This is a genomic window from Pauljensenia sp. UMB10120, assembly GCF_030212035.1.
GTDB classification, from domain to species: domain Bacteria; phylum Actinomycetota; class Actinomycetes; order Actinomycetales; family Actinomycetaceae; genus Pauljensenia; species Pauljensenia radingae_A.
The window spans coordinates 72,382-95,701 of record NZ_JASODH010000008.1 but is presented as its reverse complement, the minus strand read 5'-3'; the positions used below and the strand labels follow the sequence as shown (position 1 = coordinate 95,701).

Sequence of the window (23,320 nt, the reverse complement as noted above, 5' to 3'; positions counted from 1 at the left end):
GTACGGCTACGATGAGCCTGTGAGCACTGAAAATCGTCCTGTTCTTGTTGTTGACTTTGGCGCCCAGTACGCGCAGCTGATTGCGCGTCGTGTCCGTGAGACCTCTGCGTACTCGGAGATCGTGCCGCATACGATGCCGGCCGTTGAGATGCTTGCGAAGGATCCGGCTGCGGTGATCCTGTCCGGCGGCCCGTCATCTGTGTACGCGGACAACGCGCCAACGTTTGACACTGAGCTGTTCACGTCAGGCGTCCCAGTGCTCGGCATTTGCTATGGGTTCCAGGTCATGGCGAAGGCTTTGGGCGGCACCGTCGGCAAGACGGGAACGCGCGAATACGGCCATACGTCGCTCACGATTGACGAGGGCGCCTCCAGCGCGCTGCTTGCTGGTACTCCGGCAGAACAGTCCGTGTGGATGAGTCACGGTGATGCGGTGCAGCAGGCGCCGGATGGTTTCACTGTGACGGCCAGCACGCAGGAAACACCTGTTGCCGCGTTCGAGGATCAGTCGCGCCGGCTCTATGGTGTGCAGTGGCACCCTGAGGTGCATCACAGCGAGTTTGGCCAGAAGCTCATTGAGAACTTCATTCACGAGTGTGCGGGTATTGGCACTGATTGGACTCCCGGGTCGATTATTGATGATCAGGTGGCGCGTATTCGTGAGCAGGTGGGCGATGCGCGCGTGATCTGCGGTCTGTCCGGCGGCGTGGATTCCTCGGTTGCTGCCGCGCTGGTGCACAAAGCGGTGGGCGATCAGCTGACGTGTATTTTTGTTGATCACGGGTTGCTGCGTGCGGGTGAGCGTGAGCAGGTCGAGCATGATTACGCGGGCACGATGGGGATCCGCGTGGTGACGGTGGACGAGTCGGAGCGTTTCCTGAATGCTCTGGCTGGCGTGAGCGACCCGGAGCAAAAACGCAAGATCATTGGCCGCGAGTTCATTCGTTCTTTCGAGGCTGCGCAATTGAAACTGGTGCGTGAGGCCGGTGAAGCGGGCGCGGAGATCAAGTTCCTCGTACAGGGCACGCTGTACCCCGACGTTGTTGAATCCGGTGGCGGCGAGGGTGCTGCGAACATCAAGTCGCACCACAATGTCGGTGGACTGCCGGAGGACTTGAACTTTGAGCTGGTGGAGCCGCTGCGCACGCTGTTCAAGGATGAGGTGCGCGCCATTGGCCTGGAACTGGGCGTGCCGGAGAACATTGTGTGGCGTCAGCCGTTCCCCGGTCCTGGCCTGGGAATTCGCATCATTGGTGACGTGACGCGCGAACGCCTGGAGATTCTGCGCGCCGCGGATCTGATTGCCCGCGAGGAGCTGACCGCTGCCGGGCTGGATCGTGAGATCTGGCAGTGTCCGGTGGTGTTGCTGGCGAATGTGCATTCGGTTGGTGTTCAGGGCGATGGCCGCACCTATGGCCATCCGATTGTGCTGCGCCCCGTGTCGTCCGAGGATGCCATGACGGCCGACTGGTCGCGCGTACCGTTCGATGTCCTGGCCCGCATCTCTAACCGCATCACCAACGCGGTGCCCGAGGTCAACCGTGTTGTCCTGGACGTGACCAGCAAGCCGCCGGCAACGATTGAGTGGGAGTAACGGAAGGGCATATTTCTCCAGCTAAGCATGCTAAACCCCTCTGTCGACTTGCGCTTGGCAGAGGGGTTCTTTAAGCCTTTGGAAGCCTCTTGGGGCCATTTCGGCAGCCGTCGCGCTAAATCCCAAGCGCCCTCATCTCTATCGAGCAGCGGTACCTGTCCTCCTGGTCCAGCAGCTTGAAGGCCGATATCTCGTAGCGCGGCAGGTCGCCGCGAAGTCCCTGACCGCGCGCGAAGGCGACGAGCGAAGCGTGGGCGCGACCGAGTCCCGAGCAGGGGCCGTCGTAGCTCGCGACCACGTACTCGCCGGCCTCGAGCTCGACGGTCGCGCCGCTATAGGCGGAATCGTCCGGCAGCACGTAGAACAGGTCGTCGTAAGCAACGTCTCGATCAGGAGTGGGCGCTTCCCTGCACACGCCGCCATAGGGTGCGAGCTCTGCCATCAGACCAGCCTCGGCGAGAAGCGCTGCGACTTCCAGGTCACGTCTCACGACCAGGTCGTCAGGATAGGCGCCGAGGCCGACTGCGGCGACGCCGAGCATGGCGATCCTTCGCGCAGGGCGCCTGATGACCCCGATGGACCTGGCATCTATCTCGCATGCTGCTCGGGCCTGCCGGGCGACCTCGTCTATACGCTCGAGGGATTTTCGCAAGCTCGCAATGCGAGCTTCAATCTTGCCGCGTGTGGCATCGAGCGACGTGGCAAGAGCGCGCGCGTCGTCGGTCTCGAGCACACGCTTCACCTCCTGCAACGGCATGCCGGAATCCGCCAGAGCCCTCACCGACAGGAACCGGTAGCGCTGCGATGCCAGGTACAACCTGTAACCGCTCTCCGCAACACGAGCAGGCTTCAGGAGCCCCATCTGGTCGTAGTGGATGAGCGTGTTCTTCGTCGTGCCGCACAGCTCGGCGAACTCGCCGGATTTTAGGAATCTCATTTTCGCCCCTTGACTCTATGGTTACCCGAGAGTTTAGCATAGCTTTTGCTATGGAACATCGAAAGGATTGGGGGTCCCATGTACTACCTCTTTTTGGCGGTCGCCGTCGTCTTTGAATGCGGTGCTACGTTCTACATGAAGCTGTCGGACGGCTTCAGCCAGCTCGGTCCGTCCATCGGCTGCCTGGCGCTCTACGGCCTCTGCTTCGGGTTCTTCTCGAAGGCGCTGCAGGGCATTCCGCTGAGCGTCGCCTACGCGTCGTGGGGCGCACTCGGCATCATCATGGCCACGGGGATATCGGTGTTCGCATTCAAGGAGCCGCTCAATGCCCCGATGATCGCGGGCATTGTCATGTGCGTCGCAGGGGTCCTCGTCGTGAACATCTTCTCTACCCACTAGTCGCAGGCAGGGCATTTCGCCTGAACGTTGCACGAAGGTGCTACACATCGTATCGCGAAGAGCCGAGCGGGGTTCGTCCTTTCGTTGGATCCGTCCGCTTGTTAAGAGCGCCCAAGCCTAAAACGAGTACACGATTCTGCTGATTTGTACTCACCTTTTAAAAATGAGTAATACTCCCCATCACTGACCTGCGGCTGTGACTACTCCCCGAGGGTCTCGTGATCACTCCCCGAGGGCTGAGTACAGAAAGTGTACTCAGTGGTGAGTACAGGTGAGTACACCCTTGGAGCCGCTTCGTGAAAATACTCCCCAATAACGAAACGCCACGAGCGAGCACGCAGCGGCACGGGCGAGCACGAGACGACAAACTGTTAGCGTGTGGAAACTAGCCTTGTGACAGTTGAGTGGGAATAGATCCCGGTCATTTGAAAAGGCATCTTGGCAAATTCGGGGTAACCGGCGAGACATCAAGAATAATATGCGGAAATGGTCTAATCGCTTTAGTCCGGAGGCGCCGGATTATGCGGTGGCAGCGGCCGGCTCTCTCCTTAATCTCTCAGCTCATAAATGATCCGGTTACCCCGTGGGTAAGGCGCGATGCGCTGAACCTTTACCCGTTGAGCTTCCGCGAGTTTTTTCGATGCAACCGGGAACGTCCCTCTGCGGAAGCTACTGGATTCCGAGAACACCGACAGCGTGAAATCGTTTGTGTCAAAACTTACGGCGCTGTTACGCCAATACTACGTGGTCGGGGGCATGCCGGCGGCGGTTGACGCCTTCGCGCAGAATGCGGGACTCGCGGAGGTGCGTATGATTCAAACCGGCATTGTAAGAGGGGTACCAGCGTGATTTCGCGAAGCATGCGCCTTTCGCGCTACCGCCCGGGATGACGGAAGCGTTGGAGTGCGCAACGTGCCACTGTACGCAATGTCGAATACGCGGGAGTGTGGAATCTCTGCTAATGGCAGCGTTAGTTAAGCGCACGTACTTTTCTGGATGCCAAACCTGCACCGGCGGCAGCGGCTAGTCCCAAAGCAAGAATTGCTGACAATCCGCTAGCGCCGGTCTTAGGCATTTTGCGACGCACTCTCTTCACCGCTGTGGAGCCCTCTTCGCCTGGCTCGTTTGGTACCACAGAGCTTTTGGAGACCTTGACGGTTAGCTGGATCGTGTCGTCGTCAGTTGCTACTGCGTCCTTGCCGTCCGGCCACTGGATTGCGTCCCAAGTGAATGAGAATGCTTTTCGCGTGCCAGATTTTGAGGTGGCCATCGCGCTGAATCTACCCTCTACTGTGCCGACAATGGTCAGGTTCGCGTCAACGTCCGCATCTTCGTCAATCATGATTCCAGGGACGGTAATCTTCATCCAACCTTCCGCACCGCCGGCGGCGTCCACAACCTGTTCAAGATCGGAATAAGTCTTGATGGCGGCGGGGTCAGTCAGTGCGAAGACGACGGTTACGGTCTGGGCGTTAGCTGTCACATCTTTGACTGTGAAGCCAGCACCGAAATCGGCAACCCTAACCTGTGTGGCGTCGAGATTGGCCGGCAGGCTCATGCCATCCGGAATAGTGAACGTGGCGACGAACGAGAAGTCTTTCACGTCCAGAGCGATTTCATCGTGATTAACCTCAGGATACAAGGCTTCAATTCCGCCCATCTGTTCATGAATAGGCGTCACTTGCAGGGCACCGGTCAGGTCGAATGTGGAACCTTGAGGCAGGGTAATGACTTCATCATGCTCGGTGTCGGTGCCGACCAGCATGTCGCCGGGCAGCTCGCCAGCTATCGGCGACGGGACTTGCACAGTGAACTGGATAGCCTTGCTGTTGGCGGGTGCCATCACGTCTTTGCCCTCGGGTGTTTGTTCCCCAATCCACTTGAAGAAGAACTCCCGCTGTGTGCCAGCGGCTGAGGTTGCCAGGGCGTTGAATGTGCCAGACACTTCGCCACTTACAGTCAGCTGTGTGCCGCCTGAGACGTCCTTATTCACGGTTACGCCCGGGATCGTCACCTTCATGGTCGAGTCAATCTTGTTGACGGCGTCCTTGAGCTGCTGATAATTCACAATCCCGCTCTTAAGTGTCATGGTCACTGTGACGGTTTTACCCTCCACTGAAACGTCAGAGATAGTGAATGTGTCGGCAAGACCTTCGGCTTTCACCGTATCTTTGGTTAGGTTATCGGGTAAGGTCATGCCGTCCGGAATCGTGAAAGAGGCGGCAAATGTCGAAGCCACATCGCTAAGGTTGATGCTCGACAAGTTTGTGACACCAGGGTATTGGAGCTCAATCGCGTTCATCTGATTCTTGACGACCTCAGAGCCTAGGGTGCCGGTGAAATCAATATTCTCGCCTTGAAAAGCGTCATAAACGTGAGTGTTCTCAGTGTCGTTTCCGACCAGAATGTCGCCAGGCAGTACAGCTTCATAAGGTTTAACCACCAGCAAGGTTTGCTGGATTGTGGAGTCGTCCTTGGCGCGAACGTCCTTGGCCGTATCGGTTTGGTCACCTGTCCAGGTGAAAGTGAATCTATGCAACCTGGGTGCAGGGTTTTCTGCCTGAGCCCTAAAGAGCGCCCTAGCGCTACGAGCAGACACTTTACTGGCTGTCGAGCCTTGCGCGACAGCGTTGAAATTGCCTTTGACAGTTCCGGTTACAGTGATTTCTTGGCCGTTGGTCACCTGTGCGGCGTCCAAGGTTAGACCTTTGACGGTGGCCGTAATCAGGTTTCGATTTCCAGCTCCGGTCGAAAAGACGGCATCCTTTAGCTGCTTGTAGTTTTTGATGCCGGGCTTTAACTTGAAAGTTACGTCCACTGTTTGACCGGTTACGCTAGTGCCTGCAAGCTCGAAGCAATCGCCCAACCCCGCCATCTCAACGGTGGGGTTAGCTGGGATAGCTACGCCATCCGGGAAAGTGATGGACGCGGTGAACGTCGAGCTCAGGCTGGACAATGCAATCTTGTCCGGGGTCTTAGCGTTCTCTGGGAAGACCCCTTCTATGCCCGTCATTTGGTTCTTTATACCGGCGGGATCAACGGCTCCGGTAATCTCGAAGGTGCTCTTCGAGCCCTCCGTGTAAACCCGCTTTATCTTGGTGGTCGCGTCAATCGAGTCAGCCCACATATCGGCGTCAATCGTCAGATCCGCTTTGGTCTCGAGCACTGTTGGGTCAGTTTTCCAAGACAAGTAATACGTGGTGTCAGCCGTAATATCTGGGTTTGCGCCAGGTATCTTGATGCCAAAGAAGCTGGAGTCATCAAACCGGACGCCCGAACCGCCTGCGCCGGCAGCCTTGCTCCAATAAGACTGGTTGGCTAGCAAATACCCCAATTTCTTGGCGTCCGCCTTGGCTGGGGTGATGTCGCCATAAGTCACCTTAGTCAGCAGTGTGCGGAACTTCTGCCCGTATGTAGCTGGCTGTTTCAGGACGGCAATCTCGCCGCCGCTGGCGTCGGTCTCAACAGTAAACTCTTCAGGATTTGTCTTGAATATGCTTGTTTCAGAGAAAATCCCGCCGTTAGCCGAGAAAGCGACCCGGTATTCGTTGTCTTTATATTGGGCGTACAAGTCAATTTGGGTGGTCTCTGCAGCGAATGTTAGCCCAGCGCCCGGTGCGACCTCGTCACCAGAGCCGTCTGGCGCCGTCGTCCACTTTACGAATGTCTTTCCTGCCGGTACAAAGGCGCTGACCTTGGCGGCGACTTCGTCGAAAGCTAGGGCAGTGGCCGTGGTGTCGTTGGGGTCAACATTTTGGATGTACTCTTCACCTGCACCATTGTGGTAAATGACGGTTTTTGCGTCCCATTTCGCATAAACCTCGATGTTGGTATCGAGCTGGGCATTCGCATAATCGAAAGTATGCTCTGCGCCTGCCGCGTCCTTATAGAACCAGCCTAGGAACTTTACGCCGTTAGCGTCAGTTGGTGTGTCGGGGTCAGTGTTACCCGTCACATCGTCGAGTTTGTAGCCGCGAACGGTTGATTTCGCCTTGTCAGCGGTGGTGCCGTCGGCGAAAGACGCATTAGCGTTTTGCAATTTGAAGGTGGCTGTGGCGGCTGGCGCCCAAATGTGCTTTTGCCCGTCTTTGGAGGCCTGCGCTACCGAATAGTTGTACCTGACGCCGTTGGCGTTGATCGGGTTCACGGTATTAATGGTGTTGTCCGCCAGCGTGAATAGCGAAAGCCATTCGTTACCGTTTTGGTCGCCGTTGGTTGGCGTAACGACATCGTGGTTGAAATCGGGGCTATAGGCAATCAAATATGACCCGCCGGTAACCACGTAAGAGCTTCCGGTGCCACGGTTAGCCCCGCCATTGTCAGCAGTGTTATTGCTGGCGTCGGTATTGACCACGCTATTGCCAGTAAAGGTGATCGAGCACGGCCCTGACGACTGCCCAGCGCCATAGGAGGGGTAATACTTCATGTTGGTGGTTTCCAGCACAGAGTTGGTGAATGTCGCCTCGCCAGGCTTGTAGTTGACGTTCAGGCCGCCGTCCGTGCTGTTCTTGATGACTACCTTTGAGTCGGTCACCGATAATTTCGCCGAGACCGTGATGCGTGAGCCATCGGCAGTGAGAGTGGAGCCGTTGACTAGCTCAGACGCGCCCAATAGGGCGAGGGTATTTTTGTAGGCTCTGACTCCTGTAGCTTTGTAAGCATAAAAGTCAGAGTGGTCGAGGTGTACCCCGCCTTTGCCCTTGTCCGGGTCGAAGTAATACCAAACGCCGCGGGTGGTAAGCGAGGAATTCGTCATGTAGAGGCCGGCGTACTGTTCGCTTTTTCCGGGTGTGGCTTGGACGTCCACCGTGCAATTGATGAACCTGGCGTCTGAGTTATAGACAAACCCTCGCCCCAAGCTGTTCTTTGCCGAGATAGTTAAAGCCTCGCGTGAGGTGCCGTTAATTTTGCCTTTTAGGTCGAAGCCGATGGTGTTGCGGTCGAGGATGTAGTTGCCATCGTTAAGCTCAGCGCCAGCCTGGATGGTCAATGCGGTGTTGTAGCCGGTCATTGTGACCGTCTTGCCTGGGGCGCTTAGTTTCGCACCACTTGTGATGGTTAGAAAATTGCCAGAGCCTGTGAATGTGACGTTCTTGTTGATAGCCAGGTCAGTGCCGGACGTGAACGCGCCGACGGTATGTATCGTCCCGCCATCGGATACTAGACCAAGCGCTTTCTCAAGAGTTTTGACGGCGGCGGTTTGACTGCCATCATTGTCGTCTGAGCCCGCTTTGCTATCTACCCAAACCTCAGAAACACCTTGCGGGGAGCGTAATTGCGGTTGGTTGGCGGTAGTGGCTTTCAGCGTTGTCTCAGATGCGGTCGACGAGACTGGGGTTTGGTTTTCTGCTGTTGGGGACGCGGCAGAATCGCCGGCGCTTGGTGTCGGGGTGCTTGACGCCTCGGTGGGTTGAGGAGAAGCAGCCACGACATTTTCCCCTGGTGCGCTGCTAAGGGTTGTCCTCGCGGTAGCGCTTGGCGTGGCATCCTCCGCCCCGGCTTGATCCTCAGCGAAAGCCGCTGCTGGTGTCATAAACAGCGCCAAAATAAGCGACAACGATGCAGCAACGATTCGCTTAGGCATTGCGGCGTTGCTTTGCAATTTTCTTTCCCTAGTCGCACCCATTATTTCCCCCCAGGGTCGTGAGCGGATGGCCATTCGTCGGCCAGAAATAAATACATTCTCACTGAATAATACCGTCTGTTCGGTTAACTAATCTAGGTAGATCAAAAAAGTTCACCCGTTAGTCGAGGGTTCCGAGGCGCAGAGTCTGTCGTATTCCTGGTTTTGTCACGCCATTCACGCTCCGTTGATACCGGGCTGCCGATTAGAAACGTTCCAGCTGTCTCTAGGTGCGTATAAGGATGGTTTTCGAGATTAGCCGACGCCTAGCCAGAGACTCGTTCCACTAACTCGCTGCCCAGGATTACCGGGCTGGTGATGATTGCCAGACGGCGAGAACCCCTTTCGATGAGCCGCCGAGCCCCGAGGTGTCCAGACTCAGTATTGTCTACGTCTACCCATGAGTTAAAGGTTGGGGCTTGGGTAGGTCTGCCGATGAAAACCATAGGAGCATTTTGGAGAGTTTGGATTTGGTGCGGCACCTGGTGATGCAAGGTGACGATTGCGCCATCGACGTGACCCTCATATAGGAAGGGACGTAGTTTAGTGTCCTCGCACCCACGATCAGCGAGCATAAGCAACAACTGCAGATGGGTGTCCTCGAATTCGCGGTTCACTGCGTTGACTATGACTGAGAAGAACAGATCCGAAAATAAGCGAGGTCTGGCAGATGCCCGTCGTGCTGCTGGCGGACGTCCGCTCGGCTGGTGTTCAGGGCGATGGCCGCACCTACGGTCACCCGATCGTCCTTCGTCCGGTTTCGAGCGAGGATGCTATGACCGCCGACTGGTCGCGCCTGCCGTTCGATGTCCTGGCCCGCATCTCCAACCGCATCACCAACGCGGTGCCGGAAGTCAACCGCGTTGTCCTGGACGTGACCAGCAAGCCGCCGGCAACGATTGAGTGGGAATAGCGGAAACTGGCTTCTGAACTCGCGTTTTGGTGCTGCCGAGTACCACCTGATGCTGTTTCGGCATCGCCTCAGAACAAAGCCGCCAGCGAAATAGTGGGAATAAAAGCCCTCGACCCCTCTGGTTCGAGGGCTTTCTTTTTGCATTCCTACCTGGGAAAACGGTTCAATTATTCCCGCATGCCCCTACTGGGCGGTACGGCGGAGCACTCGGCGGTACGGGAATAATGGGGCCCTGCGGGAATAATTCACAATTCGGGTCCCCCGAGGGGCGATTTCGCGCGGCCGAAACTAAGTTGAAACTGCGAGGTGGATTCAAGCCCTCGTCAATTGCATTTGCCCAGGTCAACAAACGGGAATAATAAAACGCGAAAATCGGTTTCCGCAGTTTCAGTGACCCCGAATGCCGCCGAATAACGCCGCGTATCTTGCTGTGTTCGGGCACGTAATTATTCCCTTAACAGAGCTTCCGGGGTGCCGATTTCATGCGGGAATAACGGAACAGCCTCCGGAGAACCGGAGGCTGTTCGCAAGGAAACGTCAATTTAACTGGGGAGATATCAGAAAGAGGTCTTCCAGTCGGCGTAAGCGGCCTCGTCTATTTCGCCGCGTTCGAGCTCGAGATGCGCGAGGAGCCCGAGAGGGGGCTCTGGCTCACGGCGAACTGGCACCAGGTGCGCGACGACTGGCGCGCCGACGCGCCTGCGGACGACATGCCGGCTGCGCGCAGGTCCCGCGGGTGGCGCTTCATGCTGGCCTCGGAGGCCGAGCTCGGGCAAGCCCGTCGCGTCCTGCTCGACGGCGATGAGGCGTTCGCCCGGGTGCGGGGCTTCCTGTGTGACGCGGCTGCGATCGGCGCCTGCTACCGCGAGCACGTGGGGCCTCCCTCAAAACCGCTGAAGTCGCAGATAAGGGACCTGCAGCGCGCGCTGGGGAGGGCGGAGGTCCCGGGCGTGCCGGACGAGCTGGCGAGGCTGCTCGCGCAAGAGAAGGAAGAGAGCGCCGAGGATGGCGCCCGCAAGGTCAAGGAAGATTGGGGTGACGTCGATGAAGAGGCTTGGTAAGTTCCTCAAGGCGGCGCTTAAGGTCACGCTGGGCTTTTTCGTCTGGCTGTTCCGCGCTGTGTTCAAGTGGGTGATGTAGACGATGACCGTTTGCCTGCCTAGGCAAGCATTCGCTGTTATGAGCATGATAGTAGTGCAAGGAGATTCATCCGTTCTAGACGGCAAACGGCCGAGCGATTGGGTTTCGCTCGGCCGTTGTTTCTTTAACCTGACTGATTCTAATTTAGAAAGAAATCATCGACTTCTTCGCGCATGTGCAGGATTTCGCTATCTGGAACGTTAAGGCTTGCCGCCAGCTCAATGGAGCCGGAAAAAGCCATGGCGGAATTCGAGGAGAATGCCTTTTCTAGAAGACTGATGTATTTGATCATATTCTCACGAAGGTCGCTGATGCATGCGGCGTATTCGCTTTCGAGCTCTGTATCGAGGGCCTTCAGCTCCTGGGCATAGTGCGCGAGCAGCTCCGCCTCTCGTTTGTTATAGAAATCCTTTCCCAATTCGTACACGGTCGCCCCTACGGCGTTGCCGACGAGGGCGCCCAGAATCGGGATCGGAATGATAACCTGGCCCACGAAGCTCGAGAATGCGCTCACGGACGCATCGAGGCACGCGATTTCGGAACGTTCTATAAACTCGATCTCCGTCAGCTCGCCGCTGCGGAACCTGTAAGCGCATTCTGCGACGCCGAATGACGCAGTGACCAGCGCGCTTGCGACAGATGAGGGCGTGGCCGTGTAGTTGTTCAGCCAATAAACAGCTCCACCGCGAACCCCGCCCTTGACGAGTCCCATGCCGGAATCTTTGGCGATTTCCTCCCAGTCATCCTGGGTCAAGTCGTCGATACGCTTTCCGTTCCCGAGATGGCGCTTCATTGAAATGACGAATGCCGTTCCCGCTTCCAGAACGGCGCCAGCCGCTGCGGCTTTCGCGCCCTCTTGGGGCGTGGGCTTGTGCTCCTCGTAGATGTCTTTCTTTATCCGCTCGCTCTCGTCTGCGAGCCTGCTCTTCTCCTCGGCCATCTTGTCGGCGATAGCGTTCTTCTGGACCTCCGAGTACTCGAATTTGGAGGCTTCAAGGTCATCGATACTGAACCCGCTTGAGTCGAAGAACTCATGGATGCTCTTCCAGGTTGAGTAGGATGGGCCGCCGGTCGAGGACGCCAGTTTGGCTGCATCCTCCTTTGGCATCTCATACAGGGAGCGCACCGCGTCGAGATGGTCCTTCGGGATCTGATAGATGCCGTCTTTGTCGAGGAAATCAGGGTACTTCTGCAAATGGGCGGCCACAGCGTCCAAGGAGAACTTGCCGCCGGCGTTCACGAACTTGACCTGTATCTCGACGCCGTTGCGCAAAAGGTCGGCGGGGCCGTTGTCGTTCACCCATTCCATTACCGGTTTATCGCCATGGACGAGGCTCTGCGCATTCTCCAACCCGCATTCGGCCACCTCGGCGATGAACCCATGGATGCCCTTGCTGCCGCCCCTGTTCGCAACGACGAGGTCCTCGATCTTCCCGAGCGCCCAGTTCATGGACTCCATTGTGGAATCGAGGTTCTGGTCTTGGCGGTTGAGATTCTCGATGAGGTCGTCGATTCTCATCTGGTTGATCAAGCCGATCCATGCGGCGACGGCCTGCTCCTGGGAGCTCTTGAGTACCTTCTCTGCATTCATGGCTATTCACCGTCCCGGGCGGCCACCCTCTCGACGATGAGGCTGCCCAGGGACTTCGCGTTGTTTACCAAGGCACCCAGGGCCAGTTTCTCGTCGTCGGAGATGGAAAGGTAGTCGGCGCCGTACATGCGGCATGAGGGCATAAAGGACCCGGACAGCTCTTCGCGAAGGGTATTGGTCTTTATCTTAAGTGCCCCGATTGCTGCGGACGTCTCCCTGAGAGCCTCGGTGTTCCGCTTCACCGACAGGAGCTCTTCGTGCTTTTCCCTGGCAATCTCGTGCTGCTTTTTCACAAAGAGAGCGATGGAGGTCAGCAACGTGGCGCCTGCGACGCCCCATCCGATGGGGCCCGCCATTGTCAGGAAAGCGGTGCCACCGGCCATTCCGCCGCCTCCGGCGGCCAATGCGCCTCCGCCGAGCCAGGCCATCGCCGCATTTGTCGCGGCAGCGCCCGATAGCGTAGAGATCGCGGTGCCCGTGGAGGCGGTACCGAAAGTTGTGGCAACCCACATGGCGGCGGATGGGGCGATGCTGGCAACGGCCATACCTGCCGCGACGCCGGCGCCAGCGCTGGCTGCCGATTTCCGTGCCGAGTCCAGCTCTTCGCGGGCGAAGGACGCCGACTCTTTGAAGCTTCGCTTTTTGTGTGACACCTCTTCGATATCTTCCACGAACGACTTCGGCGTGTTCGCAATCGAGTTCACCAGGTCGGTAACGAGGTCCAGCAGGTCGATGCTCCTCAGCCTAGACTGGTAGAGCTCGATCCCTCCCGATTCCAGATCGGTATAGGTTTGGTTGTATTCGATGACGGTGAGCTCGTACTCATCCGGTTCTTTCGCCCTTGCATTCTCGACGCCTTGCCTGACCCCATCGGCGATTTCCCCCGCTTTACCTGCGATGGCGGCGACAGCGCCTTGGGCACCGGCCGCTGCCACGCTTGCAGCGTTTGCGGCTCCTTCAGCCACATCTCCAAGCATTTTCGCCATATGTTCCGGAGCTAGCCTTTGAGATTGGGGCGATCCGTCAACGTTTCGCTCATCGGCAAACTCAGTGTTGTATTTGAAGCTCTTCGGCTCCGGGACGTCTTTGATCGCATCCCCAATGCTCTGAACAGCGCCCTTTGCCTTGCCTGCAATGTCCCCGATAGCCTGCCCCGTCTGCTCGACGGCGCTTTGAGCGGCATTCGATGCCTGTTCGGCAACGCTTGCGATTCCTTTTCCTGCAGCAGCCGCAGTCTTCTGCGCCTCTTTTATTGGGTCGAAGCCTTTATCAAAGAAGCCCATCGCCCCTGCCTTTCTCCATATGCAATCTAAGGCCATTATCCCACCAATGGATTTGGCCTCTATCAGCGATTTAACCACCGGTCATTATCTGCGCGTCAACGTGTGCGCAGGCTCGGGCGCGGGCATCGGCCTTGCTGCCCTGCCGCCCGTGCAGAAGTCGATGCGCGACCCGCTCGAATCGAAGTCCATCACGCTGTCCTGCGGCAAACTCACCACCGGCGTCACGGTGAAGCCATGGACCGGCGTCTTCATGCTCTCCAACGTAAAGAGCGCCGAGACCTACTTCCAGACGGCGTTTCGCGTGCAGTCGCCCTGGACGGTCAAGGACGACGACGGGAACATGCAGATCGTCAAGAACGAGTGCTACGTGTTCGACTTCGCGCTCGACCGCGCCCTCACCATGGTGTCCGACTACTCCACGCAGCTCTCCCCAGAGAAGAAGGGCCCCGAGCAGAAGGTCGGCGACTTCATCCGCTTCCTGCCCGTGCTCGCCTACGACGGCAGCCGTATGAAGGAGATCAACGCCTCCGAGATCCTCGACATCGCCATGGCGGGGACCTCCGCGACGCTTCTCGCCAAGCGCTGGGAGTCGGCGCTGCTCGTCAACGTCGATAACGACACGCTACGACGCCTGCTCGCCAACGACGAGGCAATCAACGCCCTCATGAGCATCGAGGGCTTCCGAAGCCTCAACGACGACATCAAGACCATTATCAACAAGTCGGAAGCGGTAAAGGAAGTCAAGAAGGAGAAGGAGTTCAAGTCCAAGCGCAAGGAGATACAGAAGAAGCTGATCAAGTTCGTCACGCGTATCCCGGTCTTCATGTACCTCACCGACTACCGCGAGGAGACGCTCTACGACGTCATCACCCAGTTGGAGCCGGGGCTGTTCAAGAAGGTCACCGGCCTCGACGTCTCGGACTTCAACCTGCTCGTCTCGCTTGGCGTGTTCAATTCCGCCCTCATGAACGACGCTGTCTACAAGTTCCGTCGCTACGAGGATGCGAGCCTTGTCTACACTGGCATCAACAAGCACGAGGGCGAGAAGGTCGGCCTCTACGACACGTCTCTGTCCAATTACGACTACCTCTACGCGAAGCAGCAGGAGTCGATGGTGGCCCCCGACGGTTCCACTCTGGGCAACGGCGCTGGGGTGGAGGCTCCGTCGCCTGCTGTTGCGGTAAGTCCCGCGATCAAACCGTCGGCATCGGGCGTTTCGAGGTCGACTGCGAAAGCAACGACGCTCGGAGAGGCGCCCGTCAAGAAGGACTGGGTCATCGACGTCCTCGAGTCCCACAACGTCCGCATCGCCGATCGCCGTCCCAAGGGCGGAAGCCTTTGGGCCATCGGCGGCGGTGAGCTCGACGTCGTCATGAACGAGCTTGCCGCGAACGGCGCGCAGTTCACCTACAAGTTGGAAGGCGGTAAGGCAACGAGCTTCAAGGCCGGCTGGTGGCTTTCCGGCTATCCGAAAAAGTCCGAGCCCAAGGCATTGGAGCCCGAAGAGCCGGTTATCACTGAAGCCGACCTTTCCAGGATTGAGGAAGGAACCCAGATCTTCCACAAGAGCTTTGGCTATGGTGAGGTCGTTTCGATTGGCAGTGACAGAATCGCCGTGCGTTTCGACAACGACAAAAAGAAAAAAGAACGCGAATTCATGTTCCCGTCGACCTTCTACCAGGGGATGTTGCAGCTATGAGGTCCGCAGAAGCCATCAAGTCGATACTCGAGGAGCAAGGCCGCTCCCAACGCTCCCTTGCTATCGATCTCGGTCTCACCCCGCAGGCGCTAGACCAGCGCCTAAAGTCGAAGACTATGAAGGTGGAGACCTTGTGTCAAACGGCAGCGCAGCTCGATTACTCTGTGAAGCTGGTTCCGAAAGGTGGCGGCGAGAGCATAGAGATTGAGGGTTAACCGATGTGCTTGGAGCTTGACCTGTTGCTTCCTGTTTCCGAAAACGAAGCGGGTGCGCCCCAGGGCGCCCCGCGGATTATTGAGCGCTCGCCGAGAAATCTCATCGGGGAGGCTCGCTTGGCGTTCGATGCCGGGCTGCTAATCTCATGCCTGACGGTTCTGGTCACCATTCCAGATGTCTGTTCGAATTTGATCGACTCTAGCAATAAAGATGGTCAGCGAGATTGGTGTACGAGGTATCTCGGGTTTCCTAGCACCCCTGTGGCTGACGACATCGACCGATCTCGCGAGCAAAGTCGAGACCATATCGAGCGAACGATGAATGCGCTCATGCGGGAAGACAACTTCACCGCATCCGATTTCTGCCAGCTGCGAAACGCTGTGCTCCATACCGGATCTTCGGTTGTTGACGGCGCGGGGGCAAAATACTCGCCGTTCCATTCGATCGATATACAGGTCTTCAACGACGACAGCCAGCTGGTCATTGGATATGGAGCCACCAGCTCACCAGAGGCGAATGGAATTGAAGGCGATTGCCGCATAAAGATCAACATCAACTTAACTGCCCTGCTTGCGCGCATGGAAAGGGGCGTTGAAAGGTTTTTGAGCGAGTATCCTGAGCTCGATAAGGAAAAAGGGGAATGGGAGTACCTGACTTGGGGAATCGTTGATTTTCGAGCTCCGATCAACTGAGGGCTCCTTTGTTCACTAAGTGAAGCGATCAGCCTTATTGAGCAGTTCCGAAGCGTGATTAGGGGCATGCACGAAGCCACCTGCGACGATTCTTTCAGTCATCGCTCTTGTGTATCCCTTCTGACCTGCGGGAACGCATGACGATAAAGCCGCTGGCTACGATTCACTTCGTTAAACGGGCGTCGATGAGGATGATTGTTGCTTTTGGCATCCATTTCGGGTGTTTCTGAGCCTCAAAACCAGCCCATTCTTGTCCCCGGGTCAAAAATGAAACTGCGGGCTCGCGGTTTCGAAATAGTTCGCGCTTTTGTCCCAGGATTTGTCCCAAACGCCTACGCGAGGTCACGCAGCGGGATTCGGTGGTATGACGGTCAAAATCGACGAGCCAACTGGAGTCAACTGGAATGACGCAACAGTAAACGAGCGTGAAAGAGTGGGAGTAGCGGGTTAGATCGAGGCTAGATTCCGCTTTATGAATTGATGCGCTACCTTCCGCAATGCGTGCATACCTGTGGCCAGCCATTCGTACACCTCATTGACTGAATCACCAGTCAAATCGGCTGGGCGTGCAACGTTCACAACGCGGGTCGTCTTGTCGAGGTCGCCCTCGTCCCACTCAAACGTACCCTCGAGGAATTCCAGTTCTTTCTCGATGTCGGATCGCCGTGCGAGGACGGGTTTGTAGCTTTCTTCGTCAGAAAAGTGGAGCTGGACGGCCACTTCTTGCCCGCTCAACCGTACTAATGCTGTTAAATCGCACTTTCGCAGACCAATGCCAAATGAGGCCCAGTTATCGCGATTAGGCTCACGTGTCGACGGGTCGCGGAAAGCTTCGGTAAAGCCAGGACGATTCGCACAGTATTCATAGAAACCGTTCCAAAATTCCACCATGGATGCGTCGCGGTGGCTCGTGGTCGCTGCCTCGTCATAGCGTCGGCGAATTTCGCTCAACTTGGGACCACCGTCATTCAGACGCCAAAAGTCCCATCCGTTTCGTCCTCCAGAACCTCCTTCGAGGGCGATGACGCGACTAGCTGCCGAGGATGGGCTCGAGAACTTCTCACCGTTGCGCAAGATTAAATCGCCCCTATCGGTGAGTGTCACTGTTTGCGTGAAACGATCAGAACCGGGTTCCAGCACGTCGCCGACATGAAGAAGTCCTGCCGATACGAGGTCATGAATCGTGACTCGCCATGCGCGTCTGTCTGGCTGCTTGCGCGCGACGTATCGCTCGGCTGTATCGGGCGAAACATCAAGGCCTGGCCAGCGCTTGAGCGCAATTGCAGTCAGGTTTTCTGCTCTGTTTCGTATCTCCTCTTCACCCCATGACTCTGCATCTTTCAGTTCTGCTGAGATCGCCATGTATTCGTTGGCGTAACCGCCGATGCAGCGTTCCTTCTTTTCAGTAAAGGTACCGTCGGAAAGTTCGGAATTGTAGGCAGTGACAGTCAAGTTGCCGATGTTGTTGACGAGGGCTTCAAAGCCTTCCTCAGGGGCCTCGCCCAGCGCCTGGCGCCATTCAGAATGAGCAAGCGCATTTTGCGGCATGATGTGCTCAATTGTGTATGAGCCGGATGCGAAATCGTGAGGATCTTTAGGGTGGTGGAAATTCTCAAGATTTGTCAGCAGGAAGAAAGACTTTCTGAAGAGGTAAGAGTCACGCGTGAGTAGTGCATGCGAAAACTCGTCATCTGTTGGAAAACGCCGCGTGGTCCCCGCTGCCATGTATAGCAACGATTGGAAGGCTTCGACGTAATCACCGCCCTCTTCCTGCACTTTATTGAGATTTCCGATAATGCTGGGAAAGAACTTATTCAGCGAATTTGTGGGAGCATCGCAAATTGCTCGCCTCAAGACGTAACTTTCGGTCAGACGAAGCAGGCGGATAAAATCTTCTTTTTCGAAGGCTCCTGCCTCGTAATCTTGATAAAACGACAGGAGGAGCGGATTGAGGACGCTCATATCCAGTGTTGCTATTGTGTCGAAGTGCTCTTTGAGCTGGGGGTCCTCCTCGGTCCCAGAGGTGATTGCCGCGTAGTAGCGAGCAACGTCTTCCATTTCACTGAGAAGGTTGACCATCCGCCCTTTCTTGGCAAACCCGTTTTCGGTGACGTGGCGCTTGAAAATGGGGTACACATCTTTACGCGTGAGCGGTTCAGGCGCATACAGAATGGTCAGATAGTTTCTGATGAATTCATCGAAAACTCTGTCGTATGTGTCTTCGCCAAGGGTCTGCTCAATACGCCGCCAGTGGTTCTGATAGAGCTTTTCTTGTTCGCCTCGGGGTAATCCCATGAGGACAAAGTTTCGGATCAGGTCGGCTGACGAAAGATCTTTACCTGTCGAGTTCATCGATTCGAAAATGAGCTGAGGATTGTCGCGAGTTGCATCCAGAGAAATCGATACAACTTCAAGACGCTGCAGACCATCCCATATTGTATTCGGATTGTCGAGGGCGGCCAGCTTTCGCTCGAAAAACTCCAAGTTGGCAATTAAACGTGATGAGTTGTTGACGACTCGATAGTCCTCGTCCACTAAATGCTCGAGCAACGAGATAAGGGTAGCTCGATCGCCCTGAGACAAAAGCAGCTTGTAACGCTCGTCACCATGCCTGTCGTCATCTATCAGGTACCCCTTGTTGACCAGCCGAGAGTAGGAAAAGTTGAGCTTTTCGTCAGGGTTGTTCTTAGCGTATCGAGCCAGCGCAATCATGAGGAGTACGACAGTTGTGACTCGCTGCTGACCGTCGATTAAGAGAAGCGGCGTCACCTCCGACATCACACCATCTTGGATCCACACAATAGAACCGGTGAAGTGCTTATCATCTGGGCGCTTTCCAACCGACAACACGTCTTCCCACAATTGTTCGCATTGCTCCTCGTCCCACGAGTAGGGGCGTTGATAGACAGGGATGACGAAACGTAAGTTCTGGCTTGTCACAAGCCCGATGAGCGAACGAGCCGATGCGTTCATAGTCATGAGAGCGGGCGCCTTTCGCCGAACAGTTCTTTGAGGCACTGTACCGCACGGCGGCGTCTTAGTGGCATTGAGCTGTGCGAAGAGGCAGTGACTTTTCTAGAATGTTTCGCAGACCAGCCGCCTTTGACACGACAAGTAAGACTGCGCGATGAGCGTCATGCAAGAACGAAATGCCTCGAGCGGCTCCACGAATTTAATCAGCTGCGCCCATCCGAACAGGTCAAACGCCAGGCGATGATGAAGGAAATGTTCGCTGAAATAGGGGAGAACTGCTACATCGAGCCTCCGTTCTACGCGAACTTCGGTAGCAACATCTACGTCAACTTCAACTTCACCTGCGTAGACGACACACACATTTACGTCGGTGTCTACACGATGTTCGGCCCGAACGTCACCATCTCAGCGGCGGGACACCCGATTATCCCGGAGCTTCGCCGAAAGGGCTACCAGTACAACATGCCGGTTCGCATCGGCTCAGGCTGCTGGATCGGTGCGGGTGTCAATATCCTGCCTGGAATCAATGACCGCGACAAGGAGTTCCACTTCAAAGATCGCCGCATTGACTACGCGCAGCTGAACGGAAAATAGGAAGCCGCCCTGCTGGCTCAAATGTGACACACATCACTTAAATTGTGTCCCGTTAAGTGGTGTTCGTGGGACGCAGATGCACATGCCATCCCTCACAATAGAACACATGTTCGATACTTGTGTGTGTGCAGGTGCACCCGACGGCGGCGGTTCCGCCAGTGAGCTTGATGCTGCCATCGAGCAGGTGAACGCACTGCGCGAGGCGGATGCCCGCTGGCGGAAAGCTGAAGCTGAGCGCGCCCGCATGATCATCGACACGATTCTGACGGTCACTGCCGCGCTCAAAGGAGAGCAGGCTCTTGTGCCGCGCTCAAGCAGCGGCACCCCGCTCATTGCCGAGTTCGCCCATCTCGAACTTGCTGCCGCTTTAGGATGCTCACCCTCTCAAACATTGCAGGAACTCTACTCGCTACTTGGTGTCCGCTTCCGCCTCCCGAGACTGTGGGACCGAGTCATGGATGCTGAAATCCCCGTCTGGAAGGCCTGCCATGTTCACTCGCTGACGTCCACACTCGGCGAATCTCAATGCGCGACGCTCGATGAACTGCTCGGACAGATCGGCTCATGGAACCAGGGGCGCATCACCCGTCACGTGAACCTTCTGATCGCCCGCGTTGCCCCGCAGATGATCGAAGTGCGTGCAGAACTTGCCGAGCGTGCCAGACGCGTCGTGTTCGACATGGACGAGGGAGCTGGCAGCGCCTATATGCATGCGCAACTCGCCGTTACAGATGCCCTCCATCTTGACCGCACCGTCGCAAGTCTGGCATCTGCGCTGGCCGCCTCGCATCCAGATGAGTCGGTTGATGAGCGGCGCTCGCGTGCACTCGGCTTGCTGGCGAACCCCGAGCAGGCGGGGGCACTGTTAAATGGACGTGAAGCGAAAACTGAGCGCAGAGCTGAGATCGTTGCTCATATCTACCCGGATTCGCCGCACTGCGCGAGTATCGACGACGGCGGTTCTGTTCCCGTCGCGCAACTCGCATCCATGCTTGCGCATACTCGGGTCACGATTCGCCCCGTCCTTGACTACTCATCGCTGCCTGCCGGTGACCGGCACGATCCGACATCGACGATGCGCAGGGCACTGCTTCAGCGTGAACCGTTCGAGGTATTCCCCTACTCGAACACGCCCTCAACCTCGTGCGACCTGGACCATACGGTCCCATATGAGGAAGGTGGCTCGGCTGGGCAAACAAATCTGGCGAATCTGGGTCCACTGTCGCGAAGTGTTCACCGTGCAAAAACGCATGCAGGTTGGGACCTCGACCAGCCAGAGCCTGGTGTGTACCAGTGGACAACTCCACTCGGCTTCCGGTACGACGTCGTCAACGGAATTACCCGCTATCGCGGACATATGCCGCCTCAAGGGGAATGAGCCGCAAACGCGGCGGGTTCGTTAGGATCGGTTCAGAGGAATAAGCACGTCACCACAGTGAAGGAAGTGACCGGTCCGGTGTCGAAGAAAAAGAAGCGCGAATGGCCACCAGCTGCGCAACCGCTCGAAGGTCATGTGATCGACAACCACACTCATCTGCCGCTGTATGAGGAACAGATTCCTCGCGCTGAGGGAATCAGGCTGGCGCTTGACGAACAGCTCGAGCGCGCTCAGCAGGTCGGTGTGCGCGGACTCATCACCTCTGCCTGCGAAATCCCTGACTTCCACGGATCGATGCAGCTTGCGCGTGAGGGCGCGCCCGGCCTCGCGATACGAGTGGCGCTTGCGATTCATCCCAACGAAGCAGCATTGCATGCCGGGATTGCTGAACCGTCGCCAGATGGCCTCGTCCCGCACGTTGAACAGCACCACGTTCCGCTGGACGAAGCACTCACGGAGGTTGAACGGCGTCTGAATGACCCGGTCGTCGTTGCCGTCGGTGAAACCGGACTCGACTACTTCCGTACAGCCGATGCCGGCAAACAAGCGCAGGCGGAATCATTCCGCGCGCACATTCGACTCGCAGCCGCGGCAGGCCTGCCGTTGCAAATTCATGATCGTGATGCGCATGAAGACACACTCGCGATCCTGAACGAAACCGCCACGGCCGACCAGCTCATCGTCTTTCACTGTTACTCCGGCGACGCGGCAATGGCGCGCGAACTGGCGAAGAACGGGTGGTATGCGTCATTTGCCGGCAATATGACGTATCCGGCTAACGCCCACCTTCGTCAAGCGCTGGTCGAACTTCCGCCCGAACTCGTGCTGGTCGAAACTGATGCGCCCTATCTCACAGCAGTGCCGTGGCGTGGTCATCCGAACGCGACTTACTCAATTGTCCACACCGTGCGGGCAGTTGCCGAGCTATGGAACGTCGACGAAGCTGCTGCGTGTGACCGGTTGTGGCGCAATACGACACACGTGTACGGCGCGTGGACGTAAGGGGTGGACGCAACCACGTGCGACGGCGAAAAGCAAACGCGACGCATGTGAGATGTGCGACGTCGGATGTCACGTTTGGGTAAAACCTATTAGTGTGGCACCAGTCAGTCCGTCTGCCCGACGGAGCCGAACGACCTCAGGACACTTGTGAATTTGGAATTCTCACCGAGCCGACGAACCGTTATCGCAGCCGCATCCGCCGCATCGCTCGCAGTTGTGGGCGTGGCCGGAGTGGGCGCAGCAGCAGCACACAACACCGTGACCCTCGAGGTCGACGGAGTCTCGCAGCCCGTCAGCGGATTCTCCCGCACCGTCTCAGACGTCATCAATGCTGCAGGCGTTGAAGTCAGCCCTCACGATCTGGTCGCACCGGCGATGGGCGAGGGAGTATCCAACGGTGACACCGTCGTTGTACGGACTGCATCGCCGTACACGGTGGATCTGGACGGGAACCAGGTGGAACTGTGGTCCACAGCAGGATCAATGGCCGATTTACTGGACGAATTCTCCCAGCACGGCACAGCGATCATCGCCGCTGACCGATCCTTTGCCCGTGCCACATTGCCGCTGGCAGCGCCCGGCGAACGCATCAAGGTTGAGGTAGACGGCAAGACCCTTGACACAGCTGCCGAAACCGGTGACGACACGGCTTCAATCCTGGCTCGCTTGGGCGTCACAACAAGCCCGTTGGACCGCGTGAAGCTGGAAAACCGCGGCGGCACCATCACGATCATCGTGACACGAGTTGAGCGCGGCTACCGCACGCAGACCGACGCAGTGCCGTTCCAAACTGAAGAGCGAAAAGACGACACCCTGATTGAAGGAGCGACGTCGGTTATTCAGGAAGGCAAAGACGGCTCGGTGACGACCAAGTACTTTGAGGAAAAAGTCGGCGGAGAAATCGCCGTGTCGGCAGCCGTATCGACAAGCAAGACCGACCCGCAAAGCAAGATCGTCGCGGTGGGAACGAAGAAAGCGGCCGCCCAACAGAGGACGACAGCTTCCACGCCGACTGCAGCTCCCGCAACCACTGCTGGTTCGGACGTGTGGGCCGCGTTGGCTCAGTGTGAATCCGGCGGAAATCCGGCGACCAACACGGGCAACGGATTCTACGGCATGTACCAGTTCACTTTGCCCACGTGGCAATCGATGGGCGGCACCGGCCTGCCCTCGGACGCATCGGCAGCTGAGCAAACTGCCCGCGCTCAGGCACTGCAGGCGGCAGCTGGATGGGGCCAGTGGCCAGCATGCGCGGCAAGCCTCGGCCTGTACTGAGCGCGCAACTC

At 57.2% G+C, this 23,320-nt stretch carries 14 protein-coding genes and 1 pseudogene; 10 read left to right on the top strand and 5 right to left on the bottom strand.

The features are described 5' to 3' along the window. The first annotated feature begins 19 nt into the window (after positions 1 to 19). Positions 20 to 1,594 carry a glutamine-hydrolyzing GMP synthase gene (gene guaA, locus QP093_RS08535; RefSeq protein WP_257525372.1) on the top strand — a complete coding sequence of 525 codons (1,575 nt, stop codon included), beginning with the start codon at positions 20 to 22 and terminating at the stop codon, positions 1,592 to 1,594. A gap of 115 nt (positions 1,595 to 1,709) precedes the next feature. On the opposite strand, the gene QP093_RS08530 is transcribed toward guaA, so the two are convergent. Further along, on the bottom strand, positions 1,710 to 2,531 hold the full coding sequence (locus QP093_RS08530) for a MerR family transcriptional regulator (RefSeq protein ID WP_058236199.1): 822 nt from the start codon (positions 2,529 to 2,531) through the stop codon (positions 1,710 to 1,712). A gap of 78 nt (positions 2,532 to 2,609) precedes the next feature. Here QP093_RS08530 and QP093_RS08525 point away from each other — a divergent pair, with 78 nt between their 5' ends. Then, entirely contained in the window at positions 2,610 to 2,930 is a 321-nt protein-coding gene (locus QP093_RS08525) for a DMT family transporter (RefSeq protein WP_058236198.1), read from the top strand. A 970-nt stretch (positions 2,931 to 3,900) separates the two neighbouring features. Here QP093_RS08525 and QP093_RS08520 read toward each other — a convergent pair. After that, positions 3,901 to 8,358: an LPXTG cell wall anchor domain-containing protein gene (locus tag QP093_RS08520; protein ID WP_257525371.1), complete on the bottom strand. Its 4,458-nt coding sequence runs from the start codon at positions 8,356 to 8,358 to the stop codon at positions 3,901 to 3,903. Positions 8,359 to 9,211: 853 nt separating this feature from the next. Here QP093_RS08520 and QP093_RS08515 point away from each other — a divergent pair. Together QP093_RS08515 and QP093_RS08510 are read left to right on the top strand one after the other, a co-directional pair. Continuing rightward, positions 9,212 to 9,466, top strand: a pseudogene (locus tag QP093_RS08515) (GMP synthase (glutamine-hydrolyzing)); the annotation flags it as partial. Positions 9,467 to 10,086: 620 nt separating this feature from the next. Further along, positions 10,087 to 10,527, top strand: coding sequence for a hypothetical protein (locus QP093_RS08510; RefSeq protein WP_257525370.1), 441 nt, complete (start codon positions 10,087 to 10,089; stop codon positions 10,525 to 10,527). Between the two features lie 218 nt (positions 10,528 to 10,745). Here QP093_RS08510 and QP093_RS08505 read toward each other — a convergent pair whose 3' ends face one another. Then, positions 10,746 to 12,197 (bottom strand): hypothetical protein, encoded by a 1,452-nt coding sequence (locus QP093_RS08505; RefSeq protein ID WP_058236193.1) that lies wholly within the window; start codon positions 12,195 to 12,197, stop codon positions 10,746 to 10,748. A gap of 2 nt (positions 12,198 to 12,199) precedes the next feature. Beyond that, positions 12,200 to 13,558: a hypothetical protein gene (locus QP093_RS08500; RefSeq protein WP_154955681.1), complete on the bottom strand. Its 1,359-nt coding sequence runs from the start codon at positions 13,556 to 13,558 to the stop codon at positions 12,200 to 12,202. On the opposite strand from QP093_RS08500, the gene QP093_RS08495 reads away from it, so the two are divergent. Then, complete coding sequence (locus QP093_RS08495; protein WP_257525369.1) at positions 13,527 to 15,179, top strand: hypothetical protein; 1,653 nt, start codon at positions 13,527 to 13,529, stop codon at positions 15,177 to 15,179. The genes QP093_RS08500 and QP093_RS08495 overlap by 32 nt on opposite strands. Positions 15,180 to 15,403: 224 nt before the next feature. Continuing rightward, a complete protein-coding gene (locus tag QP093_RS08490) occupies positions 15,404 to 16,087 on the top strand; it encodes a hypothetical protein (RefSeq protein ID WP_257525367.1) in 684 nt (227 codons plus the stop codon). 447 nt (positions 16,088 to 16,534) lie between these two features. Here QP093_RS08490 and QP093_RS08485 read toward each other — a convergent pair whose 3' ends face one another. Beyond that, positions 16,535 to 19,066, bottom strand: a complete 2,532-nt coding sequence (locus QP093_RS08485; protein WP_058236190.1) for a DUF4268 domain-containing protein — start codon at positions 19,064 to 19,066, stop codon at positions 16,535 to 16,537. Positions 19,067 to 19,189: 123 nt separating this feature from the next. Between QP093_RS08485 and QP093_RS08480 the strand changes: the two genes are divergently transcribed. The 4 genes from QP093_RS08480 to QP093_RS08465 all read left to right on the top strand — a co-directional run bounded on the left by QP093_RS08480 (position 19,190) and on the right by QP093_RS08465 (position 23,309). Beyond that, entirely contained in the window at positions 19,190 to 19,654 is a 465-nt protein-coding gene (locus QP093_RS08480) for a maltose acetyltransferase domain-containing protein (protein ID WP_058236243.1), read from the top strand. Positions 19,655 to 19,760: 106 nt separating this feature from the next. Continuing rightward, positions 19,761 to 21,032: an HNH endonuclease signature motif containing protein gene (locus tag QP093_RS08475; protein WP_058236189.1), complete on the top strand. Its 1,272-nt coding sequence runs from the start codon at positions 19,761 to 19,763 to the stop codon at positions 21,030 to 21,032. A 78-nt stretch (positions 21,033 to 21,110) separates the two neighbouring features. Further along, positions 21,111 to 22,034 (top strand): TatD family hydrolase, encoded by a 924-nt coding sequence (locus QP093_RS08470; protein WP_285016097.1) that lies wholly within the window; start codon positions 21,111 to 21,113, stop codon positions 22,032 to 22,034. Between the two features lie 147 nt (positions 22,035 to 22,181). After that, complete coding sequence (locus tag QP093_RS08465) at positions 22,182 to 23,309, top strand: resuscitation-promoting factor (RefSeq protein WP_350309987.1); 1,128 nt, start codon at positions 22,182 to 22,184, stop codon at positions 23,307 to 23,309. Positions 23,310 to 23,320 lie beyond the last annotated feature (11 nt).